Genomic DNA, 13,394 nt, shown 5'->3' with positions numbered 1-13,394 from the left:
TCATAAATGACGGATATTTCTGAATACACTGATGAATACTGGATGCAGTTTGCGCTTGAGCAGGCTCAACTTGCTGCTGAACAGGGGGAAGTTCCTGTTGGTGCTGTCATTGTCAGTCAGAACAAAGTGATCGGTGCGGGATTCAACGCACCGATCAGCCTGAAAGATCCTTCAGCGCATGCAGAAATACAGGCAATCAGACAGGCATGCAGTCAGATAGATAACTATCGTATGCCTGATGATGCTGTTATTTACGTTACGCTTGAGCCTTGCACCATGTGTGTAGGGGCATTGATTCATTCACGCATTAAAAAAGTTGTGTTTGGTGCGCTTGAGTCAAAATCAGGTTCACTGGTCAGTGCGCGCAGACTGCTTGAAAGTGGTTATTACAATCATGTTTTTGAGTACGAGTCAGGCTGTATGCAGGATGCCTGTTCTGTACAGCTTTCCAGTTTCTTTAAAATGCGCAGAGAACAAAAAAAAATACTGAGACAGCAACAAAAGTCCTTAAATGACAGTCATAAATAATCTAGAATGAGACTGCATAACTGACAATAACGATTGTCAAAATATATTTTGATACCACACATATTGCTAAGGGAAATAATAATGAATTCCATCCAGGTCAAAAAAGAATTTAATGCACCAGTGGAACAGGTCTTTGATCTGTTGTCGAAACATGCGACATATAATGTTGCATTTGCACCGATTCAGGTGGTTCGTGTAAAGGATTCGACAGATCCAGGGCGTCCAGATGGTCTGGGTTCTATCCGTCGCATGGGCTTTGGGCCGGTAAAACCGATTCAGGAGCAAATCACACTGGTTGACTTAAATAAACGCATAGAATACAAGCTGATCAAAAATCCACTTATTAAGCATCATCTCGGTGTGATTGAGTTTGAAAGCATCACTCCAGCAAAAACTCTGGTGAAATATACGATTGAACTGCAGGCGCGTGCACCATTTGTCAGTAAATTAATACTTGCGCAGCTGAAACTAGCGATTACACTAGGTTTTTCAAAACTGGCAAAATCTGTATAAGCGGAAGTTTATGACAATTCAAATTATTACAATTGATGGTCCGAGTGGCTCTGGAAAAGGTACGCTCGCAGCAAAACTGGCTGATCACTATGGTTACCATCTGCTGGACTCAGGGGCGCTTTACAGGTTGCTTGGGCTGTCTTTGCATAAAGCTGAATTAATTGAAAAGCTTGATGATGAAGATGCGCTACAGCAAAGTGCTTCAATTGCAGAACATCTGAATATTGTATTTAAGACAGCAGAACAGGGTACCCATATATTTCTGGATGGCGAAGAAGTTACTCAGACCATCCGTACTGAACATGTGGGGGAATATGCATCTAGAGTGGCTGCCATTCCTGTTCTGAGAGCAGCACTCGTTGCACGGCAGCATGCTTTTGCTCAGGCTCCAGGTCTGGTTGCAGATGGGCGTGATATGGCGACATCCATCTTTCCACAGGCTCAGGCAAAAATATATTTAACTGCATCAGCAGAGTCGCGGGCACAGCGTCGCGTAAACCAGTTGCAGGGTATGGGTCTGGATGTTAAAATGAACGACATTTTAGCCAATATACAGGCTCGGGATAAGCGTGATATGGAGCGAACAGTTGCTCCTCTCAAGCCAGCCGAAGATGCATATATCATTGACAGTTCAGAACTGAACATCAATGAGGTGTTTCATCTGATGACTGAATATATCGACCTCAAACTGGCTGATTAAAAAATCTTTCAGCAGAAGCATAGCTTGATCAGTTTTATATGGACTATGTAGACGCTTTATTAAACCGGCCTTGTCTGATCCAAGACCGCTGACTTTATCAGGTATATCATGACCGAATCTTTTGCAGCCCTCTTTGAAGAAAGCGAATTAAACCTCAACGTTGAAAAGGGTGCTGTCATCCAGGGCGTTGTAGTAAACATCGATTCTGACTGGGTAACAGTTGACACTGGCCTTAAATCAGAAGGTATTGTTGACCGCGCTGAATTCTTAAATGAACAACGTGAACTTGAAGTTCAAGTTGGCGACACTGTAGACGTTGTTGTTGAAGCTCTTGACAACGGTATGGGTCAAACTGTTCTTTCTCGCGAAAAAGCTAAACGCGCTGAGACATGGACTAAACTTGAAAAAATCTTTGAAGACGGCGAAATCGTTACTGGTGTTATCTCTGGTAAGGTTAAAGGCGGTTTCACTGTTGACATCGGTCCAGTTCGTGCATTCCTTCCAGGTTCTTTAGTTGATACTCGTCCTATTCGTGATACTACTCACTTAGAAGGTAAAGAGTTAGAATTTAAAGTAATCAAACTTGACGCTAAACGTAACAACGTTGTTGTTTCACGTCGTGCTGTTATGGAAGCTGAATCTTCAGCTGACCGTGAAGCTCTTCTTGCTCAGCTTGAAGAAGGTCAGACAGTTACTGGTACTATTAAAAATCTTACTGACTACGGCGCATTCGTTGACCTTGGCGGTATTGATGGTCTGCTTCACATCACTGACATGGCTTGGAAACGTATCAAGCATCCTTCAGAAGTTGTTGAAGTTGGTCAGGAAGTTACTGTTAAAGTACTTAAATTTGACCGCGAACGTAACCGCGTATCTTTAGGTCTTAAACAGCTTGGTGAAGATCCATGGTTAGCGATCATGAACCGTTACCCTAAAGGTTCTATCGTTAAAGCTCGCGTTACTAACTTAACTGACTACGGCTGTTTCGCAGAAATCGCTGAAGGCGTTGAAGGTTTAGTACACGTTTCAGAAATGGATCACACTAACAAAAACATCCACCCATCTAAAGTAGTTCAGATTGGTGATGAAGTTGATGTTATGGTTCTTGAAGTTGATGAAGAGCGTCGTCGTATTTCTCTTGGTATCAAACAGACTCGTGCTAACCCATGGGAAGAGTTTGCTAAAGACCACGATAAAGGCGAAAAAGTTTCTGGTACTATCAAATCAATCACTGATTTCGGTATCTTCATCGGTTTACCAGGTGGTATTGATGGTTTGGTTCACCTGTCAGACATCTCTTGGAACGAACAAGGCGAAGACGCTATCCGTCGTTACAAGAAAGGTGACACAGTTGAAGCGGTTATTCTGTCAGTTGACGCTGAAGGCAACCGTATCAGCCTTGGTATCAAACAGCTGAACAACGACCCGTTCAATGACTTCCTTGCTGCTAACGAGCGCGGTGCGCTGGTTAAAGGTACAGTAACTGCTGTTGACGCTAAAGGTGCAACTGTTAAGTTAGCTGATGAAGTTGAAGCTTCTCTGAAAGCATCTGAAATCAACCGTGATCGCGTTGAAGATGCTACTAAATTCTTAGAAGTTGGTCAGGAAGTTGAAGCGAAAATCATCAACGTTGACCGTAAGTCTCGCTCTATCAACCTGTCTATCAAAGCGAAAGACGAAGCTGAAGAGAAAGAAGCTGTTGCTAACTTACGTCAGACAACAACTGGTCAGGACAACGGTCCTAAGACTATTGGTGATTTGATCAAAGCTCAAATGAACCACTAAGTAGTTGGATGTAAAAAAGTATTATTAATGTAATTTAACTAATACTTTTTGCACAATTACTGTAAACGGTAGCGTAGTATTCACTTATTACGCTACCGTTTTGTATTTAAACAGGTTATTATCTTCGCATCTATGAAAGTAGCTTGATAATTAAAGAGGTCGAAGATGACTACCGAAGCACTTAATAAGTCAGACTTAATTGAACGTATTGCACTTAAAAATCCACATCTGGCAGAGCCATTAGTGGAGGAAGCAGTTAAGATCATGATTGATCAGATGATAGAAGCTCTATCTACTGATAACCGTATAGAGATTCGTGGTTTTGGCAGTTTTGCACTGCATCACCGTGAACCAAGAGTAGGACGTAATCCTAAAACAGGCAGATCTGTAGATGTGGCAGCGAAAGCTGTTCCTCACTTTAAACCTGGTAAGGCATTGCGTGACGCTGTAAATGAATCAATCAACCAGGGATAACAGGTAGGTGTACAATGCGTTATGTTTTAGTTGCACTGCTGATCGTTCTGTTTGGTTATTCCCTGGCATTGGTTTTGCAAAATGGCACTGAACTGACAGTTGATTTACTGTTTACTCAGGTTCCGGCGATGCGTTTAGGCTTACTGCTTTTACTTACGCTGGCATTGGGTATAGTGGTCGGTCTGTTGTTGGGTGTTCAGGTGTTCCGTGTTTTTCAGAACAGCTGGGAAATTAAACGCTTGCGTAAAGATATTGATTATCTTCGTAAGGAGCAGATTAAATCTGCTCAGCAGGCTGCCGCTGAAGCTGCTGCAAGTACCCGTCATGAGAAGACTGTCCTGGACATTCAGCCTGAAGACAGACCTTCAAATCCGTTATAAGAACGATTAATATAAAAATGCCCTTTATCTTTATGGTAGAGGGCTTTTTTTATGCCTTTTAAAAAGAATATCGCCTGGATTGTCAGTATGGGTTTCAGGCTGTCTGTGCGTTGGGATGTTTTCAGCTGCGGTTAATCAGGGTATTTACCCGATTCTGAAGATACTGAATTCTATCTGAGCGTCTGAGCGTCTGAGCGTCTGAGCGTCTGAGCGTCTGAGCGTCTGAGCGTCTGAGCGTCTGAGCGTCTGAGCGTCTGAGCGGGTTTGGTTAGGTAGGTGTGCTTTAAAAGATTAAGCAGGGAGCTTTTTATAGGTCTTTTATCGGGGGAATCAGTAACATAAGCAAGGCTTGTGAGGTAAGCAATATTTGTCGATCTGGGTAAGATTAGACAGATATTGACCTCATATAAAAACAGATCTTGGTAAAATCCATTTTTATTTTCAGTGCTGCTTATTTTTTGATTTTATCAATTGCAACTGACAGTACTAAAACGATCAGAGCAGGAATAAGCCATGCAAGGTTTTGTTCATTTAAAGGCAGGTGCTGAATGGTTTCAGGCAGAACTGCTTCAAAACCTGCAACTTTTATACCTTCAATAATACCGAAGATAAATGCAACTGCTGTAACTGGAGCTACCACACGTGATGGGTTATTCCAGAACTTTGAGAAAAAGCTCAGCATGATTACCACAATCGCTGGTGGGTAGATTGCACTTAAAACAGGTACGGAGACAGCAATCAGCTTGGTTAAACCCAGGTTTGAAATGAGCAGGGAAAAACCCACAAGAACAAATACCAAGATTTTATAAGGGATCTTGGTCAGTTGTGAAAAATACTCGGCGCAGGCACAGGTCAGACCAATTGCTGTCACCATACATGCAAGGAAGATCATTCCTGTCAGAAACAGTGAACCTAAATCGCCAAAGGCATGCTGTACGTAGGCATGCAGAATAATTGCGCCATTCGCTGCATTTGGAGCAACTTCGTGACTTCCTAAGCCCAGTTTAAACAGGCTGAGATAAACCAGTGTCAGTCCTACACCCGAAATCAGGCTGGCAATAATGGCATAGCGTGTGACAAGCTTTTTGTCTGTAACACCGCGGGAGTGAATGGCGTGAATAATCACAATACCAAAAACCAGTGCACCTAATGTGTCCATGGTCAGATAACCGCTTACAAAACCTTCAGATACCGGGCTGCTGATGTAGTTACCTACGGCAGGTGGAATATAACCAGAAGGGATCATTACGGCAGCAATACCCAGGATCGCTAAGGAAATGATTTTCAGCGGAGCAAGAAAGTGTCCGACTGTATCGAGTAGCTTATTGGGGTAAAGTGAGACTACGGTGACAACAGCAAAATAGATAATGCTGTAGATCAGTAAACTGCCAGCGGATGTACCAAAGTAAGAAGAGAAGCCTATTTCGTAGGAAACAGTTGCTGTTCTTGGTGTGGCAAACAGTGGACCAACCGACAGATAACAGACCACTGTCAGGATCAGACTGGCGATTTTACCCAATGGAGAGCTGAGCTGCTGAATAGAGCCTTCAACGCGGGATAATGCCATAATTGTAATTACGGGTAATCCTACAGCTGTGATCAGAAATCCTGCTGCGGCAAGCCAGACATGAGCGCCAGCCTGCTGTGCAACGATAGGAGGGAAGATAATATTACCTGCACCGATAAACAGTGCAAAGGTCATAAAACCTAATGCAATAATATCCCTTGTGCGTAGATTCGTCATAGTGGGGAGAGGTATTGTTCACAAAAGAAAAGGATTTTAGTCCATGTTGCTTAAATTTTGTAATTTATTTTATGCATGCTATTAATTTTTTTTATGATTTAGAGGGTTGTTCTCGTAGAAGAAGTTTTATGGTTCATTTATATAATTAAAATATAAACAGAAAAATAAATAGTTAAAAACTGCATAAGTCATGATGAGATTTTGAGGGTGTTGGGCTTTTGATTGGTTGTATTAATGGGGGAGTATATAATCCGACCAGTTTTCGATGACTGAAGTTGATACTTGAGCAAAATACTCAGAAAAGGCATATAATTACAAGCCTTACTAAGAGGGCGATGTTATGCGAGCTTCCACTGTCACAATCAAAACCGAACAGGATCTGGAGAAACTTCGGATTTCGGGGCGTCTTGCCGCAAGTGTTTTAGAAATGATAGGGAAGCATGTCAAGCCCGGTGTCACCACGGAATATCTTGATGATATCTGTAATGACTATATTGTAAATACTCTGAAAGTGATTCCTGCAAATGTGGGATATTACGGTTATACCAAAACAACATGTATTTCACCCAATGAAGTGGTCTGTCACGGTATTCCATCGGGTTCAACGGTTTTAAAAGATGGCGACATTATTAATATTGATGTCGCGATTATTAAAGATGGGTATTTTGGTGATACCAGCCGGATGTATTATGTGGGAAATGTCAGCCCTGAAGCGCGCAAACTATGTGAGACCACTTATGAAGCAATGGTTGCGGGCATTCATACAGTAAAACCAGGCGCGACACTGGGTGATATTGGACATGCGATCCAGAAAGTTGCTCAGCGTGAAGGTTACAGTATCGTGCGTGAATATTGTGGGCACGGAATTGGTAAGGTGTATCATGAGCAGCCGAATATTCTGCACTATGGACAGCCAGGTACAGGCATGGTTCTTAAAAAAGGAATGGTCTTTACTATTGAGCCGATGGTCAATGCTGGAAAGCTTCATGTTAAAGAGCTGAAAGATGGCTGGACTGTTGTTACTGCAGATAAATCACTTTCAGCCCAATGGGAACACATGGTTGCTGTGACTGAAACAGGATTTGAGTTACTTTCACCATGGCCTGAGGGAACAGGGAAATATCCTGTAATCTAACTCACTACTTTAGTCTATGTTTGATTTGGAAATTGTTTGATTAATTGAGAGTTATTTATTATTTAATTTGAAAATTACGTAACTTATTGTTTTATTTAGATGTAAACTGTCTTAAATTATCGTTTTTAAGTATTAGTTGTAGTTTTGTAATGTGATTAAAATAAAACCTGAAGATACTAGCTGTAGTTTCTTTATTTTCAGTTTATAAGCTTATCCTCCAAGGATAAGCTTTTTTTTGCCTATAATTCAGCAAACAGCAGGCTGTTATCGGATGCTGAACTTTTCAACCAGATAATCTATGAATACGCGTACGGCAGGCAGCATTCCTCTGCGGGATGCATAAACGGCGTGGAATATACCGTGGGGAGCTTTCCATTCGGGCAGGACGCGCACGAGTTCACCTGTTTTAATAAAATCCTGGGCAATGGTATCTGGAAGAAGTGCGATACCACAGTTCTGACGGGTCAGTTGTGCAAGCATCATCAGATCAGAGCCCATTACGACAGGATTCACTTTAATTTTCTTTTGATGATTATTGTGATCATGTACCACGATATGCTGATCAAGATGTTCATCTGCCATGCTTAATATTTTGTGCTGGCTTAAATCTTCCGGCTGTTTCATATCGCCAAATTCATTTAAATATGCCTGGCTGGCAAACAGATGCTGTTCTATGGTGCTGAATTTTCGGATAACCAGGCTTGGGTCATCGTCCAGGCTGGAGCGGACACGTAAAGCGATATCAATGCCTTCATTAATAATGTCGATACGTCGGTTGCTGACCATGAGCTGAACTTTGATTTCGGGATAAATTTTTAAAAATTCAGGTAAAACTTTTGCTATTTCATTCTGGGCAATGGAAACGGGCAGGCTGACTTTGATCACACCACGAGGCTGAATACTTAAATGGTCAACCATATCATGTGCAGCCTGGGCAGCATTCATCATGACCTGTGCATGTCTGTAAATATTCATGCCCATGTCAGTCACTGCAAAATGTCTTGAGCTGCGCTGGATCAGTCTGACTCCCAGGCGTTCTTCAAGGTTGTAAACCCTGCGGCTGAGTTTGGATTTTGGGATATCTGTAGCGCGCTCGGCAGCACTGAAACCACCATGCTCAACCACGAGGGCAAAGCAATAAAAATCATCCAGATCGGAAAGCATTTGTTTACACCATTTTTGCAACAATGTTACAAATTAGAAAATTATCGTTGCACAATGTCAAATATAGATTTGTGTTTTTTAATTAACGTATTTGCTTGATTGGGTTCAGTTTCACTACCTGATTCAGAATAAAAATGACAGATGATTTAAGTCCAAAAGAGGTTTTGTACAGAAGAATGCAGGTTGAGTGTAAGGTTTATCATGTCGAGATGCATTTTTTGATTAACCTGCGGATACGAATCTTTTATACTTGGTGAAATCTTCATTTTTCAGTGTTTTTATGTCATATCATTTAATAGAAGTAACAGATGCATCTGCAAATATTCATTGCCCACACTGTCAGCAGGCAGTTGTGAATCTTGCAAATGAAGACTACATCCAGCCATGTAAACATACTTTGTTTATTGCGCTGAATATCGGTTTTGAATATGTGGCAGACAGATTTGAAAAACTGTTACCTAAATCTGTAGATGAGCTGCATGAAGATCTTGAGCAGGATATTTTTAAAATTGTGAGTGCTGTGAATATCAATGATATGACGATTGTGAAGTCAGATCTTGGGGTGATGGATATGTTCAGATATACAGGCTTTTCAAAGTGAAAATAAAAACTCCCTCATTTGAGGGAGTTTTTATTTAAAGACAGGTTCGTCTGATTCAGTACTCAGTTTTCCACTTCTTCTTCAACATCATCATCTGTACTGTCCATGCCCAGTTCTTTCAGCTTGCGGGTCAGGGTGTTGCGCCCCCACCCCAAAAGTTCAGCTGCATGCCGTTTACGTCCGCGGGTCTGTTGCAGTGCAGCATTAATCAGGGTGCGTTCAAACATGGGTGTCGCAATATCCAGGATTTTCATTTCACCATTTTTCAGTTTCTGAATCGCCCATTGTCCCAGCAGTTCATCCCAGTGGTGAAGTGAAATGCGGTCGAACTGCGTATTTGGCTGTTGTTCACCTGATTTTTCAATTGGGATCTGTTTCAGTTCCGAAGGCAGATCTTCAGGGTAGACTTCACGTCCGGTAATCATGACTGTCAGCCATCGACAGGTGTTTTCCAGCTGGCGGACGTTACCTTGCCAGGGCAGTTGCTGCATGTATTCCTGAGTTTCCGGTCTGAGTATTTTTGGACTCACCCCCAGTTCTTTGCCTGCCCGTGCAAGGAAATGCTGAGCCAGCATAGGAATATCTTCACTGCGGTGCGCAAGTTTTGGAATGTGAATGCGGATGACATTCAGACGGTGATAAAGGTCTTCACGGAAGCGACCTTCATGCACAAGTTTCTCGAGGTCCTGATGGGTTGCCGCAACAATACGGACATCCACTTTGACAGGAATGTGTCCGCCTACACGATAAAACTCCCCATCTGCAAGGACTCGCAGTAAACGGGTCTGAGTTTCAAAAGGCATATCGCCAATTTCATCCAGGAACAGTGTACCGCCATTTGCCTGTTCAAAACGCCCTTGCCGCTGTGAATTGGCTCCTGTGAATGCTCCTTTTTCATGACCAAAAAGTTCGGTTTCAATCAGGTCTTTGGGAATAGCTGCCATATTCAGTGCAATAAACGGTTTGCTGCTGCGCGGAGAATGGCGATGCAGTGCATGAGCGACCAGTTCTTTACCTGTGCCAGACTCACCATTGATCAGAACTGTAATGTGAGACTGAGACAGGCGACCAATTGCACGGAATACTTCCTGCATGGCAGGAGATTCACCGATAATTTCAGTGGACTGAATGGGCTGAACAGTTTTAGCAGATTCCTGTTGCTGTAATTTGGTGATGTGAAGAATAGCGCGGTTAACCAATGCCAGTGCTTCATCAATATCAAACGGTTTAGGCAGATATTCAAATGCACCTGTCTGGTAGCTTGAAACCGCAGATTCAAGATCTGAATGTGCAGTCATAATGATAACTGGCAGATCTGGATAATTCGCTTTTACTTTACCGAGGAAAGTCAGACCGTCTATTCCAGGCATGCGGATATCGGTGAGAATGACATCGGGCGCATCCAGACTAAGCTGATCCAGAGCTGACTGAGCTTCCTCAAAACTGGTTACATCAAAACCTTCTTCTTTGAATGTTTTTTCCAGCACCCACCGCATGGCGCGATCATCATCAATGACCCATATTTTATTTCGCGACATGATTTGACTCCCAAGGTAAATATAAGCTGAATGTTGTTTTTCCTGGAACTGACTGGCATTCAATCATTCCGTTATGTTGATGCATGATGTTCTGAGCAATACTGAGTCCCAGACCGGTACCTTTGGCGCGACCTGTCACGAGTGGATAGAAAACAGACTCAAGAATTTCTTCAGGGACACCAGGTCCGTTATCTTCAATATCTATTCTTATAGCTGATTTGTTCAACGTGCCATTAATAGTCACTAGTCGCTGAATCCGTGTTCTTAAAATCAGTTCGGGCTGATGATCTATAAAGAAGTCTTTATTTTCCATCATTGCCTGCACGGCATTGACACTGATGTTGAGCATGACCTGAATCAGCTGATCACGATCTGCTTTGACATCAGGTAAAGACAGATCATAGTCACGGGTAATTTTAATTTTCTTTTTGGTCTGGTTTGCAATCAGTGAGCGTACACGTTCCAGTGGCTCATGGACATTAACCGGTTCATAACTTGGCAGCTGTCTTGAACCGAGCATGGTATCTGCAAGATTTCTTAAACGCTCAACCTCACTGATAATAATATCGGTAAATTCTGCATACTGAGGATCGTTCAGACTGCGGGCAAGTAACTGTGTTGCACCCCGTATTCCGCCTAAAGGATTTTTGATTTCATGAGCGACACCCCGAATCAGCTGACGCGCAACCTGGTGCTGCTGGATCAGGTTTTCTTCTTTTGAGATCTTCAGCATGCGATCAATTGGATTGAGTTCTATCAGCAGCAGAGGGTGGTAAGGTTTGCCTGTGTTGAGCTGTGATACAGAATAATCGACATGAATGTCTTTGAAATTGACATTGATGGTTGCTTCACGTCTTGTGTAGTGCTGTCCCTTGGAAAGAGTGTTCAGTAAGGCTTCTCGGGTATTGAACTCATCATCCGGCATATGCAGTAAGTTCAGAACGGGCTGTCCTGATGCTCTGAGCAGGCTGATGTCAAACAGTGATTCGCAGGAGGAGTTTAGATAGAAGATATTCAGATTGCTGTCGGCGAGCAGAATTGCGGTGGTTAAATTGTCCACCAGTAATCGGTAGTCGATCGCATTCGGTTGTTCCATTAGCGTAAGCATCCTGTATTAAAATAGCGCAATGGCAACTTCATAAAATAAGCAATGTCCATATAAAAGGACTGAATTGAGGCAAATAAAGCAAAATATAAGCCAACTTTATAAAAATGGTGCCAGATAAGGTCATAAATGAAATAAATGCGCTCAAAGTGGACTTGTTATTAAATGTATAACCTGTTCATGAATCAGTGTATATTAAAAACGAACCAAAATGGTGCAACAAGTGTTATGGCATAATTTTGATGGTTGTATTTTGGTGCATTATACAAAGAGTCCGCTTTTCACCTGTTTTTATAAACAGAAAAGTCATACAATACGCGCATTCTAGTGGAGCGCAGATTCATGAAGTCCCCCAAAGTCGGTTTTGTATCTTTAGGTTGTCCTAAGGCATTGGTAGATTCTGAACGAATTTTAACTCAGTTAAAGACTGAGGGTTATGATGTTGCATCAGATTACGATGGTGCAGATCTTGTAGTTGTAAATACCTGCGGTTTTATTGAATCAGCAGTACAGGAGTCACTCGACGCTATTGGCGAAGCAATGAGTGCAAATGGCCGTGTTATTGTGACAGGCTGTTTAGGTAAAGATGAAGATAAAATCCGTGCAATGCACCCTAATGTTTTAAAAGTAACAGGTGCAGCTGCCTATCAGGAAGTGATGGAAGCCGTACACGAGTATGTTCCTGAACCACCGAAGCACAATCCGTTTATTGACCTTGTTCCTGAACAGGGTATCCGTTTGACCCCGAAACATTATGCTTACTTAAAAATATCAGAAGGCTGTAACCACCGTTGCACGTTCTGCATTATTCCAAGCATGCGTGGTGATCTGGTTTCCCGCCCTGTTGGTTCAGTATTGAGTGAAGCTCAGGCACTTAAAAATGCAGGTGTAAAAGAAGTCCTTGTGATTTCCCAGGATACTTCTGCCTATGGTCTGGACACTAAATATAAGCTCGATTTCTGGAATGGTCAGCCGGTCAAAACCAAATTTTATGACATGTGTGAAGCACTGGGACAGTTAGGCATCTGGGTGCGTCTGCATTATGTCTACCCATATCCACATGTGGATGCTGTGATTGACTTAATGGCACAGGGGAAAATCCTACCGTATCTGGATATTCCTTTTCAGCATGCCAGTCCGCGCATCTTAAAACTGATGAAGCGACCAGCCCACAGTGAAAATACACTGGAACGACTGAAATTATGGCGCGAAAAATGTCCTGATCTGGTCATCCGCTCAACATTTGTCGTCGGTTTTCCTGGTGAAACTGAAGAAGATTTCGTGATGCTGCTTGACTGGCTTAAAGAAGCTCAGCTTGATCGTGTTGGTTGTTTCACATATTCACCTGTTGAAGGTGCAACAGCGAACGATTTGCCTGATCATGTGCCTGAAGAGATCAAACAGCAGCGTTATGAACGCTTTATGGAAGTGCAGCAGGAAATTTCTGCAGCAAAACTGCAGAAACGTATTGGTCAGACAATGACAGTGCTGGTGGATGACCTGGAAGAAGAATTCCCGGTTGCTGTTGCACGTTCTTATGCAGATGCGCCAGAAATTGATGGTAATGTTTTTGTTGAAGATATCGACAAAACTCAGATTAAAGCAGGTGATCTGCTTGAAGTCGAAATTACCGATGCAGATGAATATGATCTGTATGCCCGATTAATTCAGGTTAAATCAGCTTAAGCTGGTTTTAAGTAGTTCTTAACCTGAAACGAATAAAATTT

The 13,394-nt window shown here is 42.4% G+C and carries 13 protein-coding genes; 9 read left to right on the top strand and 4 right to left on the bottom strand.

All coding sequences use genetic code 11. The features are described from left to right. Nucleotides 1-6 precede the first annotated feature (6 nt). The 6 genes from tadA to CDG60_RS10280 all read left to right on the top strand — a co-directional run bounded on the left by tadA (nt 7) and on the right by CDG60_RS10280 (nt 4,380). Complete coding sequence (gene tadA / locus CDG60_RS10305) at nt 7-528, top strand: tRNA adenosine(34) deaminase TadA (RefSeq protein WP_087512286.1); 522 nt, start codon at nt 7-9, stop codon at nt 526-528. A gap of 78 nt (nt 529-606) precedes the next feature. Beyond that, nucleotides 607-1,041 carry an SRPBCC family protein gene (locus CDG60_RS10300; protein ID WP_171405499.1) on the top strand — a complete coding sequence of 145 codons (435 nt, stop codon included), beginning with the start codon at nt 607-609 and terminating at the stop codon, nt 1,039-1,041. Between the two features lie 10 nt (nt 1,042-1,051). Next, on the top strand, nt 1,052-1,741 hold the full coding sequence (gene cmk, locus CDG60_RS10295; RefSeq protein WP_087512284.1) for a (d)CMP kinase: 690 nt from the start codon (nt 1,052-1,054) through the stop codon (nt 1,739-1,741). A gap of 108 nt (nt 1,742-1,849) precedes the next feature. Next, on the top strand, nt 1,850-3,526 hold the full coding sequence (gene rpsA / locus CDG60_RS10290; protein WP_087512283.1) for a 30S ribosomal protein S1: 1,677 nt from the start codon (nt 1,850-1,852) through the stop codon (nt 3,524-3,526). A 165-nt stretch (nt 3,527-3,691) separates the two neighbouring features. Then, on the top strand, nt 3,692-4,000 hold the full coding sequence (locus CDG60_RS10285) for an integration host factor subunit beta (protein WP_087512282.1): 309 nt from the start codon (nt 3,692-3,694) through the stop codon (nt 3,998-4,000). Nucleotides 4,001-4,014: 14 nt separating this feature from the next. Continuing rightward, entirely contained in the window at nt 4,015-4,380 is a 366-nt protein-coding gene (locus tag CDG60_RS10280) for a lipopolysaccharide assembly protein LapA domain-containing protein (protein ID WP_087512281.1), read from the top strand. 451 nt (nt 4,381-4,831) lie between these two features. Here the strand turns inward: CDG60_RS10280 and brnQ are convergent, their stop codons facing one another. After that, nucleotides 4,832-6,124: a branched-chain amino acid transport system II carrier protein gene (gene brnQ, locus CDG60_RS10275; protein WP_087512280.1), complete on the bottom strand. Its 1,293-nt coding sequence runs from the start codon at nt 6,122-6,124 to the stop codon at nt 4,832-4,834. 340 nt (nt 6,125-6,464) lie between these two features. Between brnQ and map the strand changes: the two genes are divergently transcribed. Beyond that, on the top strand, nt 6,465-7,259 hold the full coding sequence (gene map / locus CDG60_RS10270; RefSeq protein ID WP_087512279.1) for a type I methionyl aminopeptidase: 795 nt from the start codon (nt 6,465-6,467) through the stop codon (nt 7,257-7,259). A gap of 264 nt (nt 7,260-7,523) precedes the next feature. Here map and CDG60_RS10265 read toward each other — a convergent pair whose 3' ends face one another. Further along, nucleotides 7,524-8,423: a LysR family transcriptional regulator gene (locus CDG60_RS10265; protein ID WP_087512278.1), complete on the bottom strand. Its 900-nt coding sequence runs from the start codon at nt 8,421-8,423 to the stop codon at nt 7,524-7,526. Nucleotides 8,424-8,703: 280 nt separating this feature from the next. Here CDG60_RS10265 and CDG60_RS10260 point away from each other — a divergent pair, with 280 nt between their 5' ends. Next, nucleotides 8,704-9,024 carry a hypothetical protein gene (locus CDG60_RS10260; protein WP_087512277.1) on the top strand — a complete coding sequence of 107 codons (321 nt, stop codon included), beginning with the start codon at nt 8,704-8,706 and terminating at the stop codon, nt 9,022-9,024. A 62-nt stretch (nt 9,025-9,086) separates the two neighbouring features. Here the strand turns inward: CDG60_RS10260 and glnG are convergent, their stop codons facing one another. Then, a complete protein-coding gene (gene glnG, locus CDG60_RS10255) occupies nt 9,087-10,562 on the bottom strand; it encodes a nitrogen regulation protein NR(I) (protein WP_087512276.1) in 1,476 nt (491 codons plus the stop codon). Continuing rightward, nucleotides 10,549-11,658 carry a nitrogen regulation protein NR(II) gene (glnL, locus tag CDG60_RS10250; RefSeq protein WP_087512275.1) on the bottom strand — a complete coding sequence of 370 codons (1,110 nt, stop codon included), beginning with the start codon at nt 11,656-11,658 and terminating at the stop codon, nt 10,549-10,551. Before glnL ends, glnG begins: the two co-directional genes overlap by 14 nt. A 351-nt stretch (nt 11,659-12,009) precedes the next feature. On the opposite strand from glnL, the gene rimO reads away from it, so the two are divergent. After that, the gene (gene rimO / locus CDG60_RS10245) at nt 12,010-13,353 is read left to right on the top strand and encodes a 30S ribosomal protein S12 methylthiotransferase RimO (RefSeq protein ID WP_087512274.1); all 1,344 of its coding nucleotides are present in this window, start codon (nt 12,010-12,012) and stop codon (nt 13,351-13,353) included. Nucleotides 13,354-13,394: the final 41 nt, after the last annotated feature.

It is taken from the genome of Acinetobacter chinensis (assembly GCF_002165375.2).
GTDB lineage: Bacteria > Pseudomonadota > Gammaproteobacteria > Pseudomonadales > Moraxellaceae > Acinetobacter > Acinetobacter chinensis.
This window is presented reverse-complemented; position numbering and strand designations above follow the sequence as displayed.

Coding starts and splice junctions, on each gene's coding strand:
- tadA (WP_087512286.1), top strand. CDS start 7: ATGACGGATATTTCTGAATACACTGATGAATACTGGATGCAGTTTGCG.
- cmk (WP_087512284.1), top strand. CDS start 1,052: ATGACAATTCAAATTATTACAATTGATGGTCCGAGTGGCTCTGGAAAA.
- rpsA (WP_087512283.1), top strand. CDS start 1,850: ATGACCGAATCTTTTGCAGCCCTCTTTGAAGAAAGCGAATTAAACCTC.
- CDG60_RS10285 (WP_087512282.1), top strand. CDS start 3,692: ATGACTACCGAAGCACTTAATAAGTCAGACTTAATTGAACGTATTGCA.
- CDG60_RS10280 (WP_087512281.1), top strand. CDS start 4,015: ATGCGTTATGTTTTAGTTGCACTGCTGATCGTTCTGTTTGGTTATTCC.
- brnQ (WP_087512280.1), bottom strand. CDS start 6,124: ATGACGAATCTACGCACAAGGGATATTATTGCATTAGGTTTTATGACC.
- map (WP_087512279.1), top strand. CDS start 6,465: ATGCGAGCTTCCACTGTCACAATCAAAACCGAACAGGATCTGGAGAAA.
- CDG60_RS10265 (WP_087512278.1), bottom strand. CDS start 8,423: ATGCTTTCCGATCTGGATGATTTTTATTGCTTTGCCCTCGTGGTTGAG.
- CDG60_RS10260 (WP_087512277.1), top strand. CDS start 8,704: ATGTCATATCATTTAATAGAAGTAACAGATGCATCTGCAAATATTCAT.
- glnG (WP_087512276.1), bottom strand. CDS start 10,562: ATGTCGCGAAATAAAATATGGGTCATTGATGATGATCGCGCCATGCGG.
- glnL (WP_087512275.1), bottom strand. CDS start 11,658: ATGGAACAACCGAATGCGATCGACTACCGATTACTGGTGGACAATTTA.
- rimO (WP_087512274.1), top strand. CDS start 12,010: ATGAAGTCCCCCAAAGTCGGTTTTGTATCTTTAGGTTGTCCTAAGGCA.